This window comes from Gymnodinialimonas phycosphaerae (assembly GCF_019195455.1).
In the GTDB taxonomy this organism is placed as follows: domain Bacteria; phylum Pseudomonadota; class Alphaproteobacteria; order Rhodobacterales; family Rhodobacteraceae; genus Gymnodinialimonas; species Gymnodinialimonas phycosphaerae.
Map to the genome: position 1 here is coordinate 2,967,141 of NZ_JAIMBW010000001.1, position 21,343 is coordinate 2,988,483.

Consider the following 21,343-nt stretch of genomic DNA (forward strand, 5'->3'; position numbering starts at 1 on the left):
CCGAAGATCCCGTTTAGGCTGCGCCCACGATGACGCAGCCGATGATCCCCTTGCCCCAGACCGACGCCCCCCGCCTGCCCGATTGGCCGCCGGTGGACACCGTCGTCTTGCCCTCGCCCGAGGCCACCGATGCCCTTGCCGCGCGGATCGCGCGGGTGGTCGAGGCAGGTGATACGCTGCTGCTTTCGGGCGCGCTGGGTGCCGGAAAGACCCACCTTGCCCGCGCCTTGATCCGCGCCTGCCTTGGCAACCCGAACGAGCCCGTTCCCAGCCCGACCTTCACCCTTGTGCAGACTTATGAGGGCAACGCGGGCACCCTTTGGCACGCGGATCTCTACCGTCTTGGCGCGCCGGAAGACGTGTTCGAGTTGGGCCTCGACGACGCCATGAACGGGGCGCTGGATGACGCGATTTGTCTTATCGAATGGCCCGATCGGCTGGCCCCCGATTGGCCCGAAGGCGCCGCGCTTTTGCACCTCTCGCGTCAGTCCGACGACACCCGCGGCGTCACCCTCCATGCTGCCCCCGATACGCCCCTCGCGGCCCGTCTCGCGCAGGTGCTGCACCCATGAGCCACGGCACATTTCTGAAGGCCGCCGGGTGGGCAGAGGCCGCCGCCACGCCCCTGGCGGGCGACGCCTCCAAGCGGCTCTACACACGCCTGACCCAAGGTGCCCGCACCGCGATCGTGATGGATGCACCGATGGAACGCCCTGCCGACGAAACCAGCTTTGATGCCTTCCGTGTCGTGGCTACGCACCTGAGCGGCCTGGGCCTCTCCGCACCCGAGGAATATGCCGCCGACCGCGCCAAGGGTCTGATCTTGATGGAAGATCTGGGCGACCTGACACTCGCACGCCTGCTGGAGAACAACCCCGACACGGCACGCACGGCCTACGCCGCCACGGCCCACTTGCTGTCACGGCTCAAGTCGCATCCGCCCGAGGGCCTTTCTGCCCCTGATGCCGCAGAGATGGCGGAAATGACACGCCTGACCTTCGATTTCCTGCCCGACAGCGACGCCCTGCGCGACGCGCTGATGGCAGCGCTGACGGACGCGCTTGTCACCGAGGCACCCGGCGCGCCTGTCCTGTCGCTGCGCGATGTTCATGCCGAAAACCTGATCTGGCTTCCGAATCGCGAAGGCCACGCCCGCGTTGGATTGCTTGATTTCCAGGATGCGCTGCTGATGCCCGACGGCTACGATCTGGCCTCGCTGCTGGACGACCCGCGCCGCGAGGTGCCCGAGGCCTGGCGCGCTGATCTGATCGCCGCCCACAGCACTCCTTCCCGCATCGCGACCCTGTCGCTGCAACGCAATCTGCGCATCCTTGGCATCTTCCGCCGCCTGTCGACGGACTTCGGCAAACCCGCCTACGCGGCGTTCCTGCCGCGCACCCGCACCCTGATCGCCCGCGCCGCGGAAGCGATTCCCACCCTGCAAGCGCCGGTAGCCGAATTGTTGGACCGCACCAACCATTGGGGCGCGCCATGAGTTTGCCGTGCCTGATCCTCGCTGCCGGGTTTGGCACCCGCATGGGGGCGCTGACGGCGGACCGCCCGAAGCCGCTGATCCAAGTCGCCGGCCGCACGCTGCTGGACCATGCGCTGGAGGCCGCCGAGGGTGCCGCGCCGATCACCGTCAACGCCCACTTCAACGCCGACCAGATCGTGCAGCATCTTCATGGGCGCGGCATCATGGTGCAGCACGAACAGCCCGATATTCTGGACTCTGGCGGAGCCGTGAAACGGGCCGCCCAAAGCATGCCCAAAGGCCCCATGGCCACGCTCAACGCCGATAACGTGTGGACCGGCACGGCGCCGATCCCACTGCTGCGCGCGGCGTTCGATCCCGCCAGGATGGGCGCGCTTCTGCTGCTGGTGCCCCGTGCGCAGGCCATCGGGCGCCTTGGTGGCGGCGATTTCGCGATGGGCGCTGACGGACGGCTGAGCTTCGACAAATCGCCCGATACCTACGTCTACACCGGTGCGCAGATCCTTGACCCCGCGCCGTGCCTGAGTGACCCGCGCGACGTCTTTTCGCTGCGCGATATCTGGCAGGCCTACGCCGCCCAAGGGCGCCTCTTCGGGCTTGTTCACAAGGGTCAGTGGGCCGACGTGGGCCACCCCGACGGCATCAGGATCGCCGAGGAGATGTTGCATGTTTTTTGACCCCTCCCCCCGCCCGCGCGTCTTCGCCACGCCCCTTGGCGTGGACTTCTGCACCGCACTGATCGACGGCCTCGACATGGCGCTGGACGGGCAGGGGCCCGAGGCCCTCGCGCGGGTCGAGATCCACGTCGCCAACGGCCGGATGCAGCGCCGCCTGCAAGCGCTTTACGCCCAGCGCGGTCCCGGCCTGCTGCCGCGCATTCGGCCTGTCCTGTCCCTGGCCGAAACGGCGGATCTGGAGGGGCTGGCCCCCGCCATGTCGCCGCTGGCCCTGCGGCTGGAACTGGCGCAACTGATCGCCAAGCTGATCGACGCCAACCCCGATCTGGCCCCGCGCGCAGCTCTTTATGACCTTGCCGACAGCCTTGCGGATTTCATGGGCGAGATGGTGGAGGAAGGCGTCACCCCGGCCGATATCGCGTCCCTCGACATGGGCGAGCATTCCGAGCATTGGGCCCGCGCCCGCGATTTCCTTGGCATCGCGCAGCAGGTCATCGCGGCGGGCGACAAGCCCACGCCAGAGGCACGGCAGGCGCAGGTGGTGGAACGGTTGGTCGCCCAATGGAAGTTGAGCCCGCCAAGCCATCCGGTGATCGTCGCGGGCTCTACCGGGTCGCGGCGGGCGACGTTCCGGCTGATGGAGGCGGTGGCAAAGCTGCCCCAGGGCGCCGTGATCCTGCCCGGTATCGACCGGGACATGCCAAGCGCGATCTGGCGCGGGTTGCTTGATGGACGGCGCAGCGGCTTGGCGGGGGAAGACCACCCGCAATTTCGATTGGCGAAATTGCTCGACGCGATGGACCTCGACCCGGCGCAGGTCGCGCTTTGGGGCAGCGCCGCGCCCGCAGTCCCCGCGCGCAACGCGGTGGTGTCGCTGGCCCTGCGCCCTGCGCCCGTGACCAATCAATGGCGGACGGAGGGGCCGAGGCTTGCCGACGTCAAGGGTGCCATGGCGGGGGTGACCCTGCTGGAAGCCCCCTCCCCCCAGATCGAGGCCACCACCATCGCCTTGCGGATGCGCCGCGCGATCGAAGACGGCCAGCGGGTCGCGCTGGTGACACCCGACAGGCGGCTGGCGCGCAAGGTTACCGCACAGCTCGACCGCTGGCGGATCAAGCCCGACGACAGCGCGGGGGACGTGTTGGCCCAGACAGCACCAGGCCGTTTCCTGCGACAGGTGGCCGATGCGATGACCGCTCCGGTCACGTCCGAAGCGATGGTGGCCTTGCTGAAACATCCCCTCTGCCATTCCGGCGCGGATCGGGGCGAACACCAGCTTCGGACCCAGGATCTGGAACTTCAGGTCCTGCGCAAGGGCCTCGCCTTTCCAACGCGTGCCGCGTTGATGACATGGGCCGAGGCGCGCAAAGACGACGAGGGGGCCATCGCCTGGGTCACGTGGCTGTCCGACACTCTGCTGGCCCCCGTGGACCGCGCGCCGATGCCGCTGGAAAACCGCCTTGCCCTGCACAAGACCCGCGCAGATGCCTTGGCGGCGGGCGCGGGACAGCCTGACGCGGGCGAACTCTACGACAAGGAACCGGGGGCTGCGGCGGTCAAACTGTTGCGCGATCTGACCGCCGACGCGCCGTCCGGCGGGGCCATGTCGGCGCGGGACTATGCAGACTTCTTCACCGCGCTGGCCCATGACCGCGAGGTCCGCTTCGCTTTGCGCCCCCATGCCGATGTGCTGATCTGGGGCACGCAAGAAGCCCGCGTGCAGGGGGCCGATGTGACGATCCTTGCAGGGTTGAACGAAGGGACCTGGCCACAAGCCGCCAGCGCGGACCCCTGGTTGAACCGGCCCCTGCGGGCCACGGCCGGCCTGCGCCTGCCGGACCGCGTGATCGGCCTGTCCGCCCATGATTTCCAGCAAGGCATCGCGGGCCACGAGGTCTGGCTGTCCCGCGCCCGGCGCGATGATGAAACAGATACCGTCCCGGCCCGTTGGCTCAACCGCCTTGTGAACCTGCTGGGGGGCGCCAGCGATGAGGCAGCGCAGGCGCTGAAGGACATGCGCAGGCGCGGCGAAGATTGGCTGGCGCTGGCCGAAACCCTCACCACGCCCGACACCACCACGCCCGACACCTCTGTCGCCCCCGCCCCGCGCCCCGCCCCCGCGCCGCAGAACACCGCGCGGCTCACCCGGTTGTCCGTCACCGATATCGAGCGTTTGATCCGCGACCCCTACGCCATTTATGCCGCGCGCATGTTGGGCCTGCGCCCCCTCGATCCCCTGCGCGCCAGCCCCGACGCGCGCCTGCGCGGCAACGTCATCCACAAGATCCTGGAGCAGTTCATTGTCGCCACGCCCACGGACCTCCCCCCCGATGCGGGCGGGCAATTCATGGCAATCGCCGAGGCGGTCCTAGAGGACGAGGCCCCTTGGCCCGCCGCCCGGCATTTGTGGCGCGACCGCTTGCAGCGGCTCCTGCCCTGGTACCTGGTGCAAGAGGCGGGATTCCGGGCGCTCGCCGAGCCATGGGTGCTGGAAGAACGCAAGACATGGGACGTGCCGGGCCTTGGGCTGACGCTTTCCGGGATCGCCGACCGGATCGACCGCCTGCCCGACGGGGCGGTGGCGATCTATGACTACAAAACCGGCAACCTGCCCACGGACAAGGTGGAAATCGCCTATAACAAGCAGTTGCTCCTGCTGGCGCTGATGGGGCGCGGCGGGGCCTTTGCGGACCGCCCGCTGGACGTGGCGCGGCTGGCCTATGTGGGGCTTGGCACCAGGCCCGAGGTCCGGGTGCAGGACTTTGACGCGGGCCTTCTGGAAGAAACGCTTGCCGGTTTGAGGGAGTTGATCACCCACTACCGACAGCCGCTTGTGGGGTTCACGTCACGCCGATCCCCGAAGAAAACAACCTATGCGGGGGACTACGATCACCTTGCGCGGTTGGGGGAATGGGATGAGACGATGGACGCGTCGGTGATCGCGGTTGGGGAGAAAACCCATGGATGACGCCACCCGCGCCCAGACCATTGCCGCTGATCCCGCCACCTCGACCTGGCTGGGGGCGAATGCGGGCTCGGGCAAGACCCGCGTTCTGACAGACCGCGTGGCGCGGCTGTTGCTGGATGGTGTCCCGCCCGAGCGTATCCTGTGCCTGACCTACACCAAGGCCGCCGCGATGGAGATGCAGAACCGCCTGTTCTCGCGCCTCGGTGCCTGGGCAATGAAGGACGACGGTGCCTTGCACGACACGCTGACCGCCATCGGCGTGCCCACGGCGCGGCTGGACCCGGACCTGCTGGACCGCGCCCGCACGCTGTTTGCCCGCGCGATCGAGGCGCCGGGCGGGCTGAAGATCCAGACCATCCATTCGTTCTGCGCCTCGGTCCTGCGGCGCTTCCCGCTGGAGGCCCGCGTCAGCCCCGCCTTCACCGAGATCGACGAGCGCGTGCAGGCGCGGCTTCTGGCCGATCTGCTGGACGACATGGCCGAGACGGAGGCAGGCCGCGAGGCGCTTGATTTCGTCGCGCCGTATCTGTCGGGCGACGATGGCATCATCGCGTTGGCCAAGAACGTGGCAGGCCATGCCGAGGCGCTGAGTACGCCCGCCGACTGGGACGCGATCTGCCACTTCGCGGGCATCGATGTGGGGCTGACCGAGGAAGACATCTTCGCCACGGCCCTTACCGGCGACGAGGCGGATTTGTTCCACGTCCTGCGCACGCACCTCGACCCCAAGACGAAGACCCATGTGAAACTGGGCGACGATCTGGCGGCGTTGGATCTGGACCCGCCGACGGTTGAGACGCTCAAGGAGTTGGAGCGCATTTTCGTGTTCCAATCCGGGGCGAAACAGGGTCAGCCCCGGATCGACGGCATTGCCAACGCCAAGGTGCGCAAGGCGATGGGCGCCGCGGCAGAGGCGCTCAACGATCTTGCAGAACGCATCGCCGAGGCCCGCCCCCTGCGCACGGGCCTTGAGACGGCGCGGAAAACCCACGCGCTGCACCAGTTCGCCGCCCGCTTCCTGCCCGCCTATGCCCGCGCGAAAGAGGCGCGCGGCTGGCTCGACTTCGACGACCTGATCGACAAGACCCGCGCGCTTTTGTCCGTCAGCAAGGTGGCACAATGGGTGCTGTTCCGGCTGGATGGCGGCATCGACCATATTCTGGTCGATGAGGCGCAAGACACCGCGCCGCGCCAATGGGACATCGTGCAGCGCCTGGCCGAGGATTTCGCCGCCGGGCAAGGTGCGCGGGCGGACGTGCAGCGCACGATCTTCGTGGTCGGCGACAAGAAACAATCGATCTACTCGTTCCAAGGGGCCGACCCGTCGGAATTCGACCGCATGCGGGCGCATTTCAAAGCCCGCCTGGAGGAAATCAACGCCCCGTTTCAGGACGCCGCCCTGATCCATTCGTTCCGCTCTGCCGCGCCGATCCTGGCGCTGGTGGACCGCGTTGCCGAAGGCCTTGGCGCGCCCGGCCTGGGGGACGAGATCACGCATAGGGCGTTCTTCGACGCCAAGCCGGGGCGCGTGGATTTGTGGCCGCATATCCCCAAGGGGGAGACCACGACAAAGCCCGCGTGGGACGATCCGCAGGACCTGGTAAGCGAGGATCACCATTCCTCGGTGCTGGCCAAGACCCTGGCCGAGCAGATCGGCGCGATGATCGAGGCCCCGCCAATGATCGAGGTGGACGGCAAGACGCGCGCGCTGACGGCGGGCGATATCCTGATCCTCGTGCGCTCCCGCTCTCCGCTGTTTCACAAGATCATCGCTGAATTGAAGCGCGCGCATTTGCCCGTGGCGGGAGTCGACCGCTCGCAATTGACCTCGCCTTTGGCGGTGAAGGACCTGATGGCGCTGTGTCGGTTCCTCGCCACGCCCGAGGATGATTTGTCCTTGGCCTGCGTGCTGCGGTCGCCCCTGTGCGGAGTGTCGGAAGCGCAGCTTTACGACCTTGCCCATGGCCGCCCCGGATTCCTTTGGTCTGCGATGCGCGACCGCGCCGATGACTTCCCCGAGGCCCACGGAATGCTCAGCGACCTGCGAGATCGGACGGACTTCGACAAGCCCTACGACCTGCTGGAACGCGCCTTGATCCGCCACGACGGGCGGCGGCGGATGATCGCGCGGCTGGGACCCGAGGCCGAGGACGCCGTGGACGCGATGCTGGCCCAGGCGCTGGCCTATGAAGCGACAGAGGTGCCGTCGCTGACGGGCTTTGTCGGTTGGCTCGATTCCGGTGACGTGCAGGTGAAGCGGGACCTGTCCCAGGCCACCGGCCAGATCCGCGTGATGACGGTTCACGGCGCCAAGGGGCTGGAGGCCCCGGTGGTGATCCTGCCCGATTGCGCGCAACATTCCAGTCGTTCCGGCACGGTGACGCTGTTGCAGCCAGACGATGGCCCGCTGGTCTGGTCCCCCGGAAAAGGCGACGAGACCGACGCCGTTTTGGCGGCCGCCGAGGCAAGGAAACAACGCGATGCGGAAGAGGCGAACCGCCTGCTTTACGTGGCCCTGACACGGGCGGAAACATGGCTGATCGTTGCGGCGTCCGGCGGGTTGGGCCAGGCGGACGATGCCTCGTGGTACAAGATCGTTGCCGACGCGATGGACGCGATGGGGGCCATGCCCCTGACTGTCGGCGGGCTGCCGGAACCTGGGCTGCGGCTGCAAACCGGCGACTGGCCCAAGGGCACAAAGCCCGCAAGCTCTGACAGCACGCGCGCCGCCCTTCCCGCCTATGCGACCACGCCTGCGCCCGCACCGGTGAAGGACAAACCGGCGCGCAATCCGTCGGACCTTGGCGGGGCCAAGGCCTTGCCCGGCGTGGGCGACGAAACCGACACCGCGATGCAGCGCGGCACGATTACCCACCTTTTGCTGGAACATCTGCCGCACCTGCCCCCCGCCGCCTGGCCCGCTGCCGCCCCCGGCATCGCCGCGTTGGAGGCCCCTGATCTGCCGCCCGACGCCCTTGCCCCCATGCTGGAGGAGGCGACGCGCGTGTTGACCGCGCCCGACCTTGCAGACCTGTTCACCGATGCCTCGCTGGCCGAGGTGGAGATCACAGGCTATTCCCAAACGCTGCAAGCCGACGTGATCGGCATCATCGACCGGCTGATCGTGACGCCCACGCGTGTCACCGCAGTGGATTTCAAGACCAACGCAACGGTGCCCGCCACACCGCAGGACACGCCCGAAGGCGTCCTGCGCCAGATGGGTGCCTATGCCGAGATCCTGGCCGCGATCTATCCCGATCGCGATATCTGCACCGCAATTCTTTGGTCACGCACCGCCCATTTGATGGCTTTGCCACACGATATCGTGTCTGCCGCGCTCAAACGCGCAAGCTGTGCTTGACGCCCCCAGCCCGCGTCCATACGTTCCGACCCCGACATCACCCCACCCTGGAGGGCCTGACCCATGGCGACCACCGCTGTAACCGACGCGACTTTTGAAACCGAAGTGATCCAGTCCGACATCCCCGTTGTCGTTGATTTCTGGGCCGAATGGTGCGGCCCCTGCAAGCAGATCGGCCCGGCCCTGGAAGAGCTGTCGGACGAATATGCCGGCCGCGTGAAAATCGTGAAGCTGAACGTGGATGAAAACGGCGCGACGCCGATGCAACTGGGCGTGCGCGGCATCCCGGCGCTGTTCATGTTCAATGGCGGCGAGGTCGTCTCGAACAAGGTCGGCGCGGCCCCCAAGGCGGCGCTGCAAAAGTGGATCGACGACGCCGTCTGAGGCCTGTCATCGCGGATGATCGAAAAGGGCGCCCGTTCGGTGCCCTTTTTTGCTGCAAAATGCCGATTGTTTCACCTGCGACGGTTTGACCATATCCCTTTTATTCCTATAACTTGAGGTAAATCCCTCAGGAGTGATCACCATGGCATCGAACGACCGCAATCTCCGAGACATCGGGCCGGACAAGTCGCTGCTGCTCATCGATGACGATGAACCGTTCCTGCGCCGTCTGGAACGGGCCATGGAAAAGCGCGGGTTTGAGGTTGAAGCCGCCGGGTCTGTCGCCGCTGGCACCGCCATCGCCACCGCGCGCCCGCCGGCCTATGCCGTGATCGACCTGCGGCTGGAGGACGGCAACGGATTGGACGTGGTGGAAACCCTGCGCGAAAAGCGCCCCGACACGCGGATCGTTGTGCTGACGGGTTATGGCGCGATCGCCACGGCGGTGGCCGCCGTGAAGATGGGCGCGACGGATTACCTGTCCAAGCCCGCTGACGCCAACGACATCACCTCCGCCCTGCTGGCCGAGGAAGAGGAAATGCCCCCGCCCCCGGAAAATCCGATGTCGGCGGATCGTGTGCGTTGGGAACATATCCAGCGCGTTTACGAATTGTGTGACCGCAACGTGTCCGAGACGGCGCGGCGGCTGAACATGCATCGCCGGACGTTGCAGCGCATCCTCGCCAAACGCTCTCCGCGATGAAGGCACTGGCGCTGCCCCTGCTGCTGACCGCCTGTGTCAGCACCGGCGCGCCGCCCGTGGCACAAGGCCCCGTCGTTCCGATCCGTTTTGACTCCGGTGGGATCGAGGCGGTCGGCACCGGCCAACGGATCGACTTCGGGCGCGACCGCGCCGGGGTGATAGAAACGATGACGCGCCTGCAAGGCCGCACCCCGACCGAGCTTCCCTGTGACGCCGCCGCCAACAGCGCCTATCGCTGGCAGGACGGGCCACTTCTGGTGTTTCGCAACGGCGCCTTCGCGGGGTGGAGCACGCCGGACCCGGCGCAATCGGCCAATGGCGACACCCGCTTCGGGCAGACCTGCGTGCCGCTGGGTTAGTCGCGGCGCTTGCGGTCCACCGACAGGCCTTTCAGCGGCGCGGACACCCCGGCCAGCAAGAAACCGAACAGGTTGGATATCCAGCTTTTGCGGCGCGCCTTGCGGTTATCGTCGGCGTCTTCAACCAGGTCACGCTGATCGTGGGGGATCACGGTGCCGCTGGCGATCGCTTGCAATAACGCGGCCGCCTCGTCGGCTTCAGGGTCGATCACGTAGATCTCCATCGGGCCGAACGCCAGCGCGTTCATCGGCAGCGTATCGGTCATCTGCATGCCCGGTGCGATCACGGTGAAATCCGCCCCCTCCAGCGCCGCGACGGCCATGCGAATCTCCATCGTGTCGAAGCTTGCGGCAACGCGGGTGAATCCTGTGTAGCGGGACATTTCGGTTCCTGTCAGTTGCCCACGATGCATCGGGCATCGCGGCGCATCCATGTGACGAAGGTTTGCGCCCTGCGGCTGAGCGGCCCGGGCAGGTGCAACAGGTGATAGGCGTAGTCGCTGTCGATTTCTTCCGCCAGCACTTCAAGGCGGCCATCGATGATATCGGCCTCTACCAACGCGAAAGGTTGCGCCGACACTCCTACACCGCCCCGGCAGGCGGGTAACACCAGGGCGTTGGATTGCAGGGCCGTGGCGGTCAGCCCGGCAGGCTCTACCCCCAGCCGTTCAAGGCGCTGATTGAATTCGACGTGCGACAGGTCCAGCAGCCACGGCAGCCCCTTGACCCATTCCCAAGCGGCGGCGCTGGTCGGGTCCTCGGGCAAGGGCCCGTACCGGCCGGGCTTGCCCACCACCACCATCTTGGCGTGGGTCAGCACGACCCCGTCCACGCCCGGCCACGGCCCTTTGCCGTGACGGATCGCAAGGTCCACGCCGTCGCGCCGCAGGTCCACGATCTTCTGGCTGGTTTGCACCGTCAGGGGGACGTCAGGATGCGCGGACCAGAACGCCGCAAGGCAGGGCATCAGCCAGTTTTCGGCAAAACTGGGCGTGGTGGTCAGGATCACGGGGCGATCCTCGCGCCCTTGTCTGAGGGCGCGCACCCCGGCGGCAATCTCGGCGAAGCCGTTGCCAAGGTCACGGGCCAGTTCCGTGCCCGCCTGCGTGGGCACCATGCCCCGCCCGGATCGGCGCAGCAGGGGCTGGCCGAATTCAGCTTCCAGCGCACGCACATGGGCGGCGATGGCCGCGTGGGTCACGTTCAGCGCCCGCGCCGCCTCCGAGAGTGACCCCAGGCGCGCGGCCGCTTCGAACGCGCGCAGCGCCGAGAGGGAGGGGATGTCACGCCAATCCATATGTCACATGATCTAACATATCGTCAGTATTGCGGATTCGGTAATTGAAGCGCAACCCCGTACCAAGGAGGCATCAGTTCGAAAGGAACACGCCATGTTTGGAATTCTTGCCCATAGCCTCAATATCGCAACCCGCACTGATAAGGGCTGGGATGCGCCGTCCCATTGGACGGACCACGATCACCGCACTTTCGACGAAAAGAGGCGCGACTTGCAGGATCAACGCCGGTGGCTGCGCCAGACCGGCATCCTGTAGGCTTGCAGGCGTCTTGTAAGTTTGATGTGCAGCCGACCCCGGATCGGCTGCCCTCACAGGTCGAGGCGCTTGAGGATCTTGTCGACCACTCTCCCGTCGGCCATCCGATAGCCCTCGATCCGGCCATAATCCTCGAACCCGCGGGACTGGTAGTAGGCCAGCCCGCTTTCGTTGTCGGCCCGGATATCGGCGTTGATCCACGTGTAGCCCAGGTCCTTCGCGACCTTGCGCGTGGCCTCGAACAGTCTAGAGCCGATGCCAAGGCCCTGCCGGCCGGGCTTGGCAAATGTCGCGATATTGACCGCCTCGGGCGGCAGGTCCGCGTTGGGCCGGATGTATTGGAAGCCGAGAATCTCGCCTTCCTCGGTTTCGGCGACGTGCCAGGCGGCCCCGTCACGCGGGGTGCTCATCCATCCAAGAATGTCGTCGCGGCTGACCTCTCCGGTAAGGGCGGTGGTGCCGCCGATGGCGATGATCTCCCGCAACAGCGCGGCCATTTCCCCGGCATCAAGGTCGTGGGCGGGGCGGATGATCATAGGGCCTCCAACAGCGATTTGTGGCGTTTCGTGAAATCGGCGCGAACCTGTGCAGGGGGGCGAAGGTGCAGGGTCAAGCCGTCGATGACGCCCTGATCAGGGTGGCCGAAGAACTTGTCGGCCTCCTTTGCGTCGAACCCGGCCAATTGCGTCGCCTCCAGCCAGGCCGAGATCTTGTCGGCCCGTTTGATCAGCATCTTCACCGATTTCGGCAGCACGGCGGGTAGGCCGAAGCGCAGGTGGATGGCCGCTGTCAGCCGATCATCCAACGCGCCGTAGCCGGGGCCGACAGCGGCCTTCACCGGCGAGATCATGTCCCCGATGACATATTCCGGCGCATCGTGCAGCAGGGCCGCCAATTGCCATTTCACCGGGCCACCGGGCGCCAAGCGGGCGTGGATGTCGGCCACGAGGATCGAATGCTCGGCCACGGAATACGCGAAATCGCCGTGGGTCTGGCCGTTCCAACGCGCCACGAAGGCAAGGCCGTGGGCGATATCCTCGATCTCGATATCCATCGGCGTGGGGTCCAGCAGGTCAAGCCTGCGGCCCGACAACATGCGTTGCCACGCGCGGGGTTGGGGTTTTGGCATCGGCTCGCTCCGTTCGGGTCAGAGTGTTTGTAGCAAAGCCGCCCCGGGGCGCCAGCCCCCAAGGCCCCGCCCCCCCCTGTCTCACCAAGTAGGAAGGCCCGCAAAGCGCCAGGACATCGCCGCTGGCGTCCCCCCAAATAATAAAGGCCGCCCCTTTCTTGGGAACGGCCCTGACGCGTTTGCGTAACTTTTGCCGCTTTCACCGCGATTGAGACAAAAGATGTCGCCATCTTGCGTGTCCCATCGCGCGAAAGCTTACCAGGCTAGGCTGCCATGCGGCGGCGTCGGCCGACTACGACCATGCCGCCGAGGCCAAAGACCAGCAGCACCGATGATGCGGGCAATGGGATAGCTGCGACAAGGGCGAAGTTTGCCTGGACCGAACCGGACTGGTTGCCGGACAGGCCAACGAAGTCAGCAAAGTCCTCGAAAATCGGACCGCCAAGAATAAACCCGAAGTCACCGTTGATGGAGGTCGGCGTGATCGTGAGACCGCTGGACGCAAAAGCCCCGATGGGAGTCACGGCAGACACTGGGCCAGTCGACCCGACCAAGGCGCCGAAAGACGCAAGGACGTCATCGATCGAAAAGGCCAAGGGAATGTCGATGGCGCCGCTCGCGCTTTCGGTCGAGCCATTCCATGTCGCGGACAGATCGTACGTCAGGGTGTAAGCCCGAACAATTGACGTGTTGCCGTAGAGATTGCCAGAAATAGACCCGTTAGCCGTGCCGATTGATGGGATCGGGATCGTGAAGCAACCAAATGGGCAAACTGTAACCTCATCAGTGTGCGTGAAATCGCCGGACAAGCTCAAGTCCGCAAATGTCATGGTCGACGCGCTGGCGGCGCCTGCGATCAAGGACAATGCGGCTGCGCCGACGATGGCTCTAAGTGTCGTTAAAAATGTCATTACTATTCCCCAGGTGGTAAGCAAAATGGTCGATTATCGCTATGAGTGCCTCCAACAGACGGCTCATGTTAACGTTAGGTTAACCTCTGAGCAAGATATCGCCGACGCAAACCCTGCCCGAAATCGCGTTGTTTCAAATTCGGAAACAGTTGCCATGGCACCTGAGAAGAGTTGCATGTGCCAGATTGTTTTTGACGGTGTCCGCTGGTAGGGGCTGACCAAGCTTCAGAGCAGAGGAAATACTCAGATGAGCAACGATTATATCGTCAAGGATATTGCGCTGGCCGAGTTCGGCCGCAAGGAACTGGACATCGCTGAAACGGAAATGCCGGGCCTGATGGCGCTGCGCGAGGAATACGGCGCGGAAAAGCCCCTGAAGGGCGCGCGCATCGTCGGCTCGCTTCACATGACGATCCAGACGGCAGTTCTGATCGAAACGCTGGTTGACCTCGGCGCGGACGTGCGGTGGGCCTCGTGCAACATCTTCTCGACCCAGGACCATGCGGCGGCGGCGATTGCCGCGTCGGGCGTGCCGGTCTTCGCGATCAAAGGCCAAAGCCTTGAAGAGCATTGGGATTACCTGGACCGCTCTTTCCTGTTCGAGGACGGCCCGAACCTGATCCTGGACGATGGCGGCGATGCAACGCTGTATATCCTGCTGGGAGCGCGCGCCGAGGCGGGGGAAGAGATCATTCCGGTCCCCGGATCCGAGGAAGAAGTCGCGATCAAGGCGCAGATCAAGAAGCGCATGGAGGCCAGCCCCGGTTGGTTCACCAAGATGCGTGACCAGATCAAGGGCGTGTCCGAGGAAACGACGACCGGGGTGCATCGCCTCTATGATCTGCAGAAGAACGGGCAATTGCCGTTCCCCGCGATCAATGTGAACGACAGCGTCACCAAGTCGAAGTTCGACAACAAGTACGGCTGCAAGGAATCGCTGGTCGACGGCATTCGCCGCGCAACGGACACGATGATGGCCGGCAAGGTTGCCGTCGTTTTGGGCTACGGCGATGTGGGCAAGGGCTCGGCGGCGTCGCTGTCCGGCGCGGGCGCGCGCGTGAAGGTGACGGAAGCCGATCCGATTTGTGCCTTGCAGGCCGCCATGGACGGCTTCGAGGTCGTGCTGCTGGAAGATGTCGTGTCCGACGCCGATATCTTCATCACCACCACGGGCAACAAGGACGTCATCCGCATCGAGCATATGCGCGAGATGAAGGACATGGCGATCGTCGGCAACATCGGCCACTTCGACAACGAGATCCAGGTCGCCGCGCTGAAGAACCACAAGTGGACCAACATCAAGGAGCAGGTGGACATGATCGAGATGCCCAACGGGCACCGCTTGATCCTGTTGTCGGAGGGGCGCTTGCTGAACCTCGGCAACGCCACGGGCCACCCGTCGTTCGTGATGTCCGCGTCGTTCACCAACCAGGTGCTGGCGCAGATGGAGCTGTGGCTGCGCGGCAACGAGTATGACAATCAGGTCTACATCCTGCCCAAGAAGCTGGATGAGAAGGTCGCGCGTCTGCATCTGGCGAAGATCGGCGTGAAGCTGACGCAGCTGGACAAGGAGCAAGCCGATTACATCGGCGTGCCCCAGGACGGCCCCTTCAAGCCAGAGCATTACCGCTACTAAGCGAGATCCGAGAGCAAACGAAAAGAGCCGTCCCAGCGCAGGGACGGCTCTTTTCATGGGAAGAAGGCGCTTTGGGCCGCAATGCAGGCCTAGTCATGACACAATCCGAAGCGATGGAAGTGCGGCGGAATTGACTACAATTCTACGAAAATTCAATTGGACTAAACCTGGGAACACAACATGTCACTTACGAAAACACTTATCAAAGCCGCTGGCGGTGCCCTTGTGGCGTTGGCATTCGCCACCGGGATGGCGTCTGCAACGCCTTGGCGGCTGGACTATATTCAGACGGATCTGGGCACCGGCAGCCACCAGTACGATTTCCTGCTGACGTTGGATAACAACGACAACAGCTGGACCCTGGGTCAGGGATTTGACTGGTTCATCATCGGTGATGTCAGCTCCTCCGGCCCGGCAACCTTTACGGAGGGTCCTGGCTTTTTCACGTCGATTCCGACAGGCGCACTTGCGACGTCAAGCGGTGGAGGGTCCAACGGGCCGACACTGGGTTTCGTAGACGGCTCGGTCTCGGGGTTGCAACTGGTGCCTGACGCTGTCGGCTTCTCGGTCGCGTTCAGTGGTGTGTCGTCCTACGCATATACCAGCGGCACGCTGCGCTTCAGCCATTTGGTCGGCAACACCTCGACGATTCGCGCTTTCGCGAACCAGGTCGCCAGCTTTGACACGTCGCCCATTCCGCTTCCGGCAGGTTTGCCGCTGTTGTTGGGGGCCCTTGGTGCGGCCGGGTTTGTCGCCCGCCGCAAGGGCCGCGCACAGGCGTAACCCGCGCGGGCACTTTTGTGCCGCGAAGAAAAGAAACCAAAGGCCGGCCCGATGGGGTCGGCTTTTTTGGTTTGTGACGCTCAGGATCGGGTCGTGCTGTCGTACAACACAGGACAAGTAGAGGAACGCGGCGCCGCGTCATGCGGCAGTCGCTGACGCCCGGGATGTAAGCCCCGAACGCCCGGATAATGATGCGCGATCCGATGCCAGACATCCTGCACCCGTTCGGCCCGTCAGGGGGTGGGGGTGGTCTTAGGTATCCAGCAAGTGACCATCGTCGTGGGCATGCAACGGCCTTTTGGGCACGCGGCATGGGTTAACCGCCCATAGGTGTCCTCTGGCGGGGTTGCGAAAGGGTTAACGATATGCGGAAAAAGTGGGATATTCATCGCCGCAGGAGATTGCCCATGGCCGAGACAGTCAATTTCACCCAGATGAAAGACGGCACCAAGGCCGAGTACGAATTGTTGGAGCGGCTGGAGAAACCGTTCCTGGCGCTGACTGCGGATCGTGTGTTGGACGAGTTGCGGCGGCAAGAACATGTGACGCTTGAGGGCTACCGCATCACCCGGCTGGAACACGCCGTACAATCGGCCACACGGGCCGAGCGCGACGGAGCGGACCTCGACTGGATTGTCGGCGCGTTGCTGCACGATATCGGCGACGGGCTGGCGCCCCAAAACCACGATCGGCTGTCGGCAGAGGTGATCCGCCCCTTCGTGCGCTGGGATGTCGCCTGGGTGGTCGAGCATCACGGCATCTTCCAGATGCTCTATTATGCGCATCACTACAACTGGGACCGCAACGCCCGCGACCACTACCGCGACCACCCCTGTTTCGACAGCTGCGCGACCTTCTGCGAGCGGTGGGATCAGGCCAGTTTCGACCCGGACTACGATAGCGAGCCGTTGGAGCACTTCGAGCCGATGGTGCGAGAGGTCTTCGGACGCAAGGCCCATGGCGCGGATGTCCTGCGCGACGGCGTTATCTCGCCATTAGTTGCTTAACAAACGCAGGGGAGCGCCGGGTTCACTGTCCCCGCAAGTTTTCCTTTCAAGCGCCCATGCCCTGCGGTTAACGTTTGGGCCACTTGGCCCAAGCGGTCAGCTGCAAGACATAAACCATCTACGGGGGACGAAAATCCAATGGGAAAACGTGACGATCTGATCGTACAATATGCCGACGACCTGCGCAACAAGTGCGGGATGGAGCCGGATATGGCGCTGCTGGAAAAAGTGACCAAGGGCTGCGGCCCTGCGATTTACGATGCCGACGCCTCGACCGTGGCAGGCAGCCAGCCCTCCGAGCTGGAGACGGTGAAGAAGAACTTCCTGATGAAGAAACTGGGCTTGCCCGATGGGCCGAATCTGATGGAAGCCATCCATTCGGTCATCGAGACCTACGGCAAATCCGAGCGCAACAAATACCGCGCCGTTGTCTACTACATGCTGACCAAGCATTTCGGCAAAGAGAGCATCTACGGCTAGGGCCAATGGCTGAGCCGACCCATATCTGACAGTAGGGGTCCGCCCGGATTGGGCGGGCCTTTTTCGTGGAGGGGCTGTTTCGAGTCAAATGCGACGGGTATTTCCTTTGCGCGCCCGACGCGTTTCGAGCTACACATCACCCGTCCGGCCAGCATGGCGGACCCAAATTCAGATACACGAGTGGAGCGAGGCCACGCGTGGGTGAATGGGGGGTCCTGAGGGGTCGGGACCTCCCATTTTTATGCGCATTTCTCAAGTCGATGCGCACCTCTGTGCCCTATCGAACAGCAGACACCCGGCCGCCACGGGCGCAAAAAACTCTTTCAAGAGTTTTGGACAGGCCCTTGCAAGGGCCTGATAAGGCTTTTGGAAAAGCCTTTGGCGCGCGGTGGTTACAGTCCGCCCATCTCACAGACGATCTGCCATTCGACGTCCGAGACGGGCTGCACAGACAGGCGCGAATTCTTCACAAGCACCATATCCGCCAGATCCTCGCACGATTTGATCTGGTCCAATGTCACCGGCGTGGGCAGCGCTTTCACCGCCTTGATGTCCACGCACTCCCAGCGCTCGTCGTCGGTGGTGCTGTCGGGGTGCGCCTCGGCGATCACTTCCACGATCCCGACCACTGCCTTCTCTGACTGAGAGTGATAGAAGAACCCCCGGTCGCCCACCGCCATGTCACGCATGAAGTTGCGCGCCTGATAGTTGCGCACCCCGTCCCATTCCTCGCCCGCGTCGCCCTTGGCGACCTGATCGTCCCAGCCCCAGACAGAGGGTTCTGATTTGAAAAGCCAGTAAGCCATCAGCCGATCACCTTATTCCATTGCTCGATCCGGACTTTCTCGAACAGGCCAGCCTTGGCATAGGGGTCGTTATCGGCAAAGTCATAGGCGTCCTGCATCGTCTCGACCTCGATCACCAGCAGCGTCCCGGACATCTGGCCATCGGCATCGATGAACGGCCCCGCCATCACCAGCTTGCCGCTGTCCCGGGCATAGGCCAGGTGCGCGTCGCGGTTATCGAGGCGGGTTTGCAGGTGGCCGGGTTTATCGGTGGCGATCAGAGCGCAAAGCATCGGGTTACTCCGGTTTGAGGGGTCGGGACAAAAGGTGGCTGAGCGCGCCGTCGATGTCGAGGGTGCCATCGGCAAGCGCCGCGACCGTGTCGGCGATGGGGGTGTCTTCGGGGGAGGCGGCCAGTTGCCGCGCGGTGTGCAGGCCCTCAACCGTGGTGCCTTCGGGCAGGGTTTCGCCGGTGGCCAGCGCCTGCCCAAAGCGGAAGTTGCGCGATTGGGTCGAGCCGCAGGTCAACACCAGGTCCCCAAGGCCGGACAGCCCGGTGAGCGTTTCCGCCAAGGCCCCCTTCGCCGTGGCGTAGCGCGTCATCTCGGCAAATCCGCGGGCGACCAAGGCAGCACGGGCACTGTCGCCAAGCCCTTTTCCGATCACCGCTCCCGCTGCGATGGCGATGACGTTTTTCAGCGCCCCGCCAAGCTCTGCCCCGATCACGTCCTCGGTACGGTAGAGCCGCAGGGTGGGCGTGCTCAACGCGTCCTGCAACGCCCTTCCCTCGGGTGCGTCGGCGCAGGCAATCGTCAGGGCCGTGGGCAAGCCGCGCGCGATGTCCGCCGCGAAACTGGGCCCCGTAAGCTGCGCCACAACAGGCGCGGCACCGGCGAGCAGCGCCGTGGGTCCACGGCCCGAGGCGCGGTCAATTCCCTTGGCACACGAAACGGCCACGCGGGCCGTCAACCCACCGGACGCCACGAAGCCCGCGAGGCTCTGGGTCGGGATCGCGATCAGCGCGACCTCTGCCGTGCAGTCGCGCAGATCGCCGGTTACGCGCACGCCCGCAGGCAGCGGATGCCCCGGCAATCGTGGGCTCTGACCGCCCCGCAACGCTTCCGCATCCCGCGCCCAAAGCGTCACATCAAGCCCCGCCCTTTCATAGGCAATCGCCAGCCCGGTGCCGAAGGCCCCGGCACCGATCACGTCCAGTTTCATGCCTTGGCCCCCTTCTTGCCCGACCCGATCATCGGGGCCGCGGTCGTGTCCAGCGGCCAGCGGGGCCGTGCCACAAGATCCATACCATCCACGCGCCCGCCCTCGAACGCCAGCAATCCCGCGTAGGCGATCATCGCGGCGTTGTCGGTGCAAAGCGCCAGGGGCGGCGCGGCGAAGGGCAGGTCCGTGACCGTTTCCAGCGCCAGACGCAGGGTCTGGTTCGCGGCTACCCCGCCCGCAACGGCAAAGGCCGTGACTTCGCCCAAGGCCAGTGCCCGGCGCGACTTCTCGGCCAGCACGGAGGCCACGGTGGCCTGAAACGATGCGCAGATGTCGGCGCGGTCCTGTTCCGTCAGTCCTCCGTTCGTCTCGACCAGCCCGTCGCGGACCCGCAACACCGCCGTCTTCAGCCCCGAAAAGCTGAGGTCGCATCCGGGGCGGTCCATCAGCGGGCGCGGCAGTTTGAACCGCGCGGCATCGCCGTCACGGGCGGCTTTTTCTACTGAAGGGCCGCCGGGTTGCGGCAAGCCCAAGAGCCGCGCAACCTTGTCGAAGGCCTCTCCCGGCGCATCATCGATGGTCCCGCCGAGCCTTACGAAAGCCTCGGGTCCTTCGACCCGCAAGAACTGGCAATGCCCGCCCGACACCAGCAGCAAAAGATAGGGGAACGCCAGCCCGTCGGTCAGGCGCGGGGTCAGGGCATGGCCCGCCAGGTGGTTTACGCCGATCAACGGCTTGCCCAAGCCCAAGGCCAGTCCCTTCGCTGCCATGACACCGGACAAAACGCCACCGATCAGGCCTGGCCCGGCGGTCACGGCAATCGCATCCAGATCGCGCAACGACACGCCCGCTGCTGCAATCGCTTCCTCCACCACAAGGTCCACCGTTTCGGCATGGGCACGGGCGGCGATCTCGGGCACGACGCCACCGAAAGCCGCGTGCAGGTCGGTTTGCGAAGACACCACGTTGGACAGGATCGCCACGTCGCCGCCCGTGCCCCGCAAGACGGCGGCGGCGGTGTCGTCGCAACTGCTTTCGATACCGAGGATGGTCAGGGACATGAGCGGGTCCTTGTCTGTGCGCTATCGCTTCGCTGCCTGAGCGCGGGGATTTGTCTGTGCGCTATCGCTTCGCTGCTTGAGCGCGGGGCCGCATTGTGTGGTTATCGCCTGCGAGGTAACACTGCCGCCCATGCAAGTCCACCAAACCCCCACGCTTCTGCTGACCCGCCCGCGCCCGGCATCCGAGAGGTTTGCCAAGGGCTTGGACGGCGCAAATGTGGTGATCGCCCCCCTGATGGAGATCGTCGGCACGGGCGCCGAGATCACGCTGGGGGGCGTGGCGGGGCTGATCCTGACGTCCGAGGCCGTGGTGCCTTTCCTGCCGCCTACCACCCTGCCCGCGTTTTGCGTCGGTCCCCGGACCGCCGCCGCCGCCCGCGCGGTGGGGCTACAGGCGGAGGTCGCAGGCGCGGACGCCGAGGGGCTTATCCAAACGCTGGCGGATCGTCGCCCCGACGGACGCCTGCTGCATCTTCACGGCACCCATACGCGGGGCGATATCGTGGGGCGGCTGTGCGATCTTGGCCTGCACGCCACGGGCCTTGCCGTCTATGACCAGCGCGAGCTCGCCCCCGGCCCCGCCTTCCATGATGCCCTGACCCGTCCCGACCTGATCGTGCCGCTGTTCTCGCCACGCAGTGCCAAGCTGTTCGCCCACGCCGCGCAAGGCCTGCGCGCGGACACGAAAATCATCGCACTCAGCCAGGCCGTGGCGGACGCGCTGCCGCACGCCATGGGGGCGCATGCAATGATCGCGCCCGCACCCACGGGCGACGCCATGGGCGAGATGATGGCGTCCTTGGGTGTGAAACGGAATTCCCCCTAGAAGC

23 protein-coding genes are annotated in these 21,343 nt (G+C 65.1%); 14 read left to right on the plus strand and 9 right to left on the minus strand.

What is annotated here, in order from left to right; translation table 11 throughout:
• Positions 1-29 precede the first annotated feature (29 nt).
• The 8 genes from tsaE to KUL25_RS14695 all read left to right on the plus strand — a co-directional run bounded on the left by tsaE (position 30) and on the right by KUL25_RS14695 (position 9,947).
• Positions 30-572, plus strand: coding sequence for a tRNA (adenosine(37)-N6)-threonylcarbamoyltransferase complex ATPase subunit type 1 TsaE (gene tsaE, locus KUL25_RS14660; RefSeq protein WP_257893607.1), 543 nt, complete (start codon positions 30-32; stop codon positions 570-572).
• Positions 569-1,495, plus strand: coding sequence for an aminoglycoside phosphotransferase family protein (locus tag KUL25_RS14665; protein WP_257893608.1), 927 nt, complete (start codon positions 569-571; stop codon positions 1,493-1,495). Before tsaE ends, KUL25_RS14665 begins: the two co-directional genes overlap by 4 nt.
• Positions 1,492-2,172 (plus strand): nucleotidyltransferase family protein, encoded by a 681-nt coding sequence (locus KUL25_RS14670; RefSeq protein WP_257893609.1) that lies wholly within the window; start codon positions 1,492-1,494, stop codon positions 2,170-2,172. Before KUL25_RS14665 ends, KUL25_RS14670 begins: the two co-directional genes overlap by 4 nt.
• Positions 2,162-5,140: a double-strand break repair protein AddB gene (gene addB / locus KUL25_RS14675; RefSeq protein WP_257893610.1), complete on the plus strand. Its 2,979-nt coding sequence runs from the start codon at positions 2,162-2,164 to the stop codon at positions 5,138-5,140. The genes KUL25_RS14670 and addB overlap by 11 nt, the downstream gene beginning before the upstream one ends.
• Positions 5,133-8,501, plus strand: a complete 3,369-nt coding sequence (addA, locus tag KUL25_RS14680) for a double-strand break repair helicase AddA (RefSeq protein WP_257893611.1) — start codon at positions 5,133-5,135, stop codon at positions 8,499-8,501. Before addB ends, addA begins: the two co-directional genes overlap by 8 nt.
• A gap of 63 nt (positions 8,502-8,564) precedes the next feature.
• Positions 8,565-8,885, plus strand: a complete 321-nt coding sequence (gene trxA, locus KUL25_RS14685; RefSeq protein ID WP_068360828.1) for a thioredoxin — start codon at positions 8,565-8,567, stop codon at positions 8,883-8,885.
• Positions 8,886-9,027: 142 nt separating this feature from the next.
• Complete coding sequence (locus KUL25_RS14690) at positions 9,028-9,588, plus strand: ActR/PrrA/RegA family redox response regulator transcription factor (protein ID WP_257893612.1); 561 nt, start codon at positions 9,028-9,030, stop codon at positions 9,586-9,588.
• Positions 9,585-9,947: a hypothetical protein gene (locus tag KUL25_RS14695; protein ID WP_257893613.1), complete on the plus strand. Its 363-nt coding sequence runs from the start codon at positions 9,585-9,587 to the stop codon at positions 9,945-9,947. The genes KUL25_RS14690 and KUL25_RS14695 overlap by 4 nt, the downstream gene beginning before the upstream one ends.
• On the opposite strand, the gene KUL25_RS14700 is transcribed toward KUL25_RS14695, so the two are convergent.
• Together KUL25_RS14700 and KUL25_RS14705 are read right to left on the minus strand one after the other, a co-directional pair.
• A complete protein-coding gene (locus KUL25_RS14700; protein ID WP_257893614.1) occupies positions 9,944-10,330 on the minus strand; it encodes a hypothetical protein in 387 nt (128 codons plus the stop codon). The two genes, KUL25_RS14695 and KUL25_RS14700, sit on opposite strands and share 4 nt — an antisense overlap.
• An 11-nt stretch (positions 10,331-10,341) precedes the next feature.
• Positions 10,342-11,244: a LysR family transcriptional regulator gene (locus KUL25_RS14705; RefSeq protein ID WP_257893615.1), complete on the minus strand. Its 903-nt coding sequence runs from the start codon at positions 11,242-11,244 to the stop codon at positions 10,342-10,344.
• 94 nt (positions 11,245-11,338) lie between these two features.
• On the opposite strand from KUL25_RS14705, the gene KUL25_RS14710 reads away from it, so the two are divergent.
• Complete coding sequence (locus KUL25_RS14710) at positions 11,339-11,500, plus strand: hypothetical protein (RefSeq protein WP_257893616.1); 162 nt, start codon at positions 11,339-11,341, stop codon at positions 11,498-11,500.
• A 53-nt stretch (positions 11,501-11,553) separates the two neighbouring features.
• Here KUL25_RS14710 and KUL25_RS14715 read toward each other — a convergent pair whose 3' ends face one another.
• The 3 genes from KUL25_RS14715 to KUL25_RS14725 all read right to left on the minus strand — a co-directional run bounded on the left by KUL25_RS14715 (position 11,554) and on the right by KUL25_RS14725 (position 13,540).
• Positions 11,554-12,036 carry a GNAT family N-acetyltransferase gene (locus KUL25_RS14715; RefSeq protein WP_257893617.1) on the minus strand — a complete coding sequence of 161 codons (483 nt, stop codon included), beginning with the start codon at positions 12,034-12,036 and terminating at the stop codon, positions 11,554-11,556.
• Entirely contained in the window at positions 12,033-12,629 is a 597-nt protein-coding gene (locus KUL25_RS14720) for an HD domain-containing protein (protein WP_068360804.1), read from the minus strand. Before KUL25_RS14720 ends, KUL25_RS14715 begins: the two co-directional genes overlap by 4 nt.
• Positions 12,630-12,892: 263 nt before the next feature.
• A complete protein-coding gene (locus KUL25_RS14725; RefSeq protein ID WP_257893618.1) occupies positions 12,893-13,540 on the minus strand; it encodes a VPLPA-CTERM sorting domain-containing protein in 648 nt (215 codons plus the stop codon).
• Positions 13,541-13,787: 247 nt separating this feature from the next.
• Here KUL25_RS14725 and ahcY point away from each other — a divergent pair, with 247 nt between their 5' ends.
• The 4 genes from ahcY (at position 13,788) to KUL25_RS14745 (ending at position 17,446) form a co-directional block, all read left to right on the plus strand.
• The gene (ahcY, locus tag KUL25_RS14730; protein WP_257893619.1) at positions 13,788-15,176 is read left to right on the plus strand and encodes an adenosylhomocysteinase; all 1,389 of its coding nucleotides are present in this window, start codon (positions 13,788-13,790) and stop codon (positions 15,174-15,176) included.
• 180 nt (positions 15,177-15,356) lie between these two features.
• Entirely contained in the window at positions 15,357-15,959 is a 603-nt protein-coding gene (locus KUL25_RS14735) for a VPLPA-CTERM sorting domain-containing protein (RefSeq protein WP_257893620.1), read from the plus strand.
• A 407-nt stretch (positions 15,960-16,366) separates the two neighbouring features.
• A complete protein-coding gene (locus tag KUL25_RS14740) occupies positions 16,367-16,966 on the plus strand; it encodes an HD domain-containing protein (protein WP_257893621.1) in 600 nt (199 codons plus the stop codon).
• Positions 16,967-17,104: 138 nt separating this feature from the next.
• A complete protein-coding gene (locus tag KUL25_RS14745) occupies positions 17,105-17,446 on the plus strand; it encodes a DUF2853 family protein (RefSeq protein ID WP_257893622.1) in 342 nt (113 codons plus the stop codon).
• A 392-nt stretch (positions 17,447-17,838) separates the two neighbouring features.
• Here the strand turns inward: KUL25_RS14745 and KUL25_RS14750 are convergent, their stop codons facing one another.
• The 4 genes from KUL25_RS14750 to tsaD are packed head-to-tail and all read right to left on the minus strand — an operon-like array spanning position 17,839 to position 20,513.
• Positions 17,839-18,252 carry an EVE domain-containing protein gene (locus KUL25_RS14750; protein ID WP_257893623.1) on the minus strand — a complete coding sequence of 138 codons (414 nt, stop codon included), beginning with the start codon at positions 18,250-18,252 and terminating at the stop codon, positions 17,839-17,841.
• Positions 18,252-18,524 (minus strand): YciI family protein, encoded by a 273-nt coding sequence (locus KUL25_RS14755; RefSeq protein WP_068356903.1) that lies wholly within the window; start codon positions 18,522-18,524, stop codon positions 18,252-18,254. The genes KUL25_RS14750 and KUL25_RS14755 overlap by 1 nt, the downstream gene beginning before the upstream one ends.
• A gap of 4 nt (positions 18,525-18,528) precedes the next feature.
• Positions 18,529-19,452 carry an NAD(P)H-dependent glycerol-3-phosphate dehydrogenase gene (locus KUL25_RS14760; RefSeq protein WP_257893624.1) on the minus strand — a complete coding sequence of 308 codons (924 nt, stop codon included), beginning with the start codon at positions 19,450-19,452 and terminating at the stop codon, positions 18,529-18,531.
• Entirely contained in the window at positions 19,449-20,513 is a 1,065-nt protein-coding gene (gene tsaD / locus KUL25_RS14765; RefSeq protein WP_257893625.1) for a tRNA (adenosine(37)-N6)-threonylcarbamoyltransferase complex transferase subunit TsaD, read from the minus strand. The genes KUL25_RS14760 and tsaD overlap by 4 nt, the downstream gene beginning before the upstream one ends.
• Before the next feature lie 130 nt (positions 20,514-20,643).
• Here tsaD and KUL25_RS14770 point away from each other — a divergent pair, with 130 nt between their 5' ends.
• Positions 20,644-21,339, plus strand: coding sequence for a uroporphyrinogen-III synthase (locus KUL25_RS14770; protein WP_257893626.1), 696 nt, complete (start codon positions 20,644-20,646; stop codon positions 21,337-21,339).
• Positions 21,340-21,343 lie beyond the last annotated feature (4 nt).

Coding starts and splice junctions, on each gene's coding strand:
- KUL25_RS14705 (WP_257893615.1), bottom strand. CDS start 11,244: ATGGATTGGCGTGACATCCCCTCCCTCTCGGCGCTGCGCGCGTTCGAA.
- KUL25_RS14770 (WP_257893626.1), top strand. CDS start 20,644: ATGCAAGTCCACCAAACCCCCACGCTTCTGCTGACCCGCCCGCGCCCG.
- KUL25_RS14710 (WP_257893616.1), top strand. CDS start 11,339: ATGTTTGGAATTCTTGCCCATAGCCTCAATATCGCAACCCGCACTGAT.
- trxA (WP_068360828.1), top strand. CDS start 8,565: ATGGCGACCACCGCTGTAACCGACGCGACTTTTGAAACCGAAGTGATC.
- KUL25_RS14700 (WP_257893614.1), bottom strand. CDS start 10,330: ATGTCCCGCTACACAGGATTCACCCGCGTTGCCGCAAGCTTCGACACG.
- ahcY (WP_257893619.1), top strand. CDS start 13,788: ATGAGCAACGATTATATCGTCAAGGATATTGCGCTGGCCGAGTTCGGC.
- KUL25_RS14670 (WP_257893609.1), top strand. CDS start 1,492: ATGAGTTTGCCGTGCCTGATCCTCGCTGCCGGGTTTGGCACCCGCATG.
- addA (WP_257893611.1), top strand. CDS start 5,133: ATGGATGACGCCACCCGCGCCCAGACCATTGCCGCTGATCCCGCCACC.
- KUL25_RS14755 (WP_068356903.1), bottom strand. CDS start 18,524: ATGCTTTGCGCTCTGATCGCCACCGATAAACCCGGCCACCTGCAAACC.
- KUL25_RS14720 (WP_068360804.1), bottom strand. CDS start 12,629: ATGCCAAAACCCCAACCCCGCGCGTGGCAACGCATGTTGTCGGGCCGC.
- KUL25_RS14745 (WP_257893622.1), top strand. CDS start 17,105: ATGGGAAAACGTGACGATCTGATCGTACAATATGCCGACGACCTGCGC.
- KUL25_RS14695 (WP_257893613.1), top strand. CDS start 9,585: ATGAAGGCACTGGCGCTGCCCCTGCTGCTGACCGCCTGTGTCAGCACC.
- KUL25_RS14715 (WP_257893617.1), bottom strand. CDS start 12,036: ATGATCATCCGCCCCGCCCACGACCTTGATGCCGGGGAAATGGCCGCG.
- tsaE (WP_257893607.1), top strand. CDS start 30: ATGACGCAGCCGATGATCCCCTTGCCCCAGACCGACGCCCCCCGCCTG.
- KUL25_RS14760 (WP_257893624.1), bottom strand. CDS start 19,452: ATGAAACTGGACGTGATCGGTGCCGGGGCCTTCGGCACCGGGCTGGCG.
- addB (WP_257893610.1), top strand. CDS start 2,162: ATGTTTTTTGACCCCTCCCCCCGCCCGCGCGTCTTCGCCACGCCCCTT.
- KUL25_RS14725 (WP_257893618.1), bottom strand. CDS start 13,540: ATGACATTTTTAACGACACTTAGAGCCATCGTCGGCGCAGCCGCATTG.
- KUL25_RS14735 (WP_257893620.1), top strand. CDS start 15,357: ATGTCACTTACGAAAACACTTATCAAAGCCGCTGGCGGTGCCCTTGTG.
- tsaD (WP_257893625.1), bottom strand. CDS start 20,513: ATGTCCCTGACCATCCTCGGTATCGAAAGCAGTTGCGACGACACCGCC.
- KUL25_RS14750 (WP_257893623.1), bottom strand. CDS start 18,252: ATGGCTTACTGGCTTTTCAAATCAGAACCCTCTGTCTGGGGCTGGGAC.
- KUL25_RS14690 (WP_257893612.1), top strand. CDS start 9,028: ATGGCATCGAACGACCGCAATCTCCGAGACATCGGGCCGGACAAGTCG.
- KUL25_RS14740 (WP_257893621.1), top strand. CDS start 16,367: ATGGCCGAGACAGTCAATTTCACCCAGATGAAAGACGGCACCAAGGCC.
- KUL25_RS14665 (WP_257893608.1), top strand. CDS start 569: ATGAGCCACGGCACATTTCTGAAGGCCGCCGGGTGGGCAGAGGCCGCC.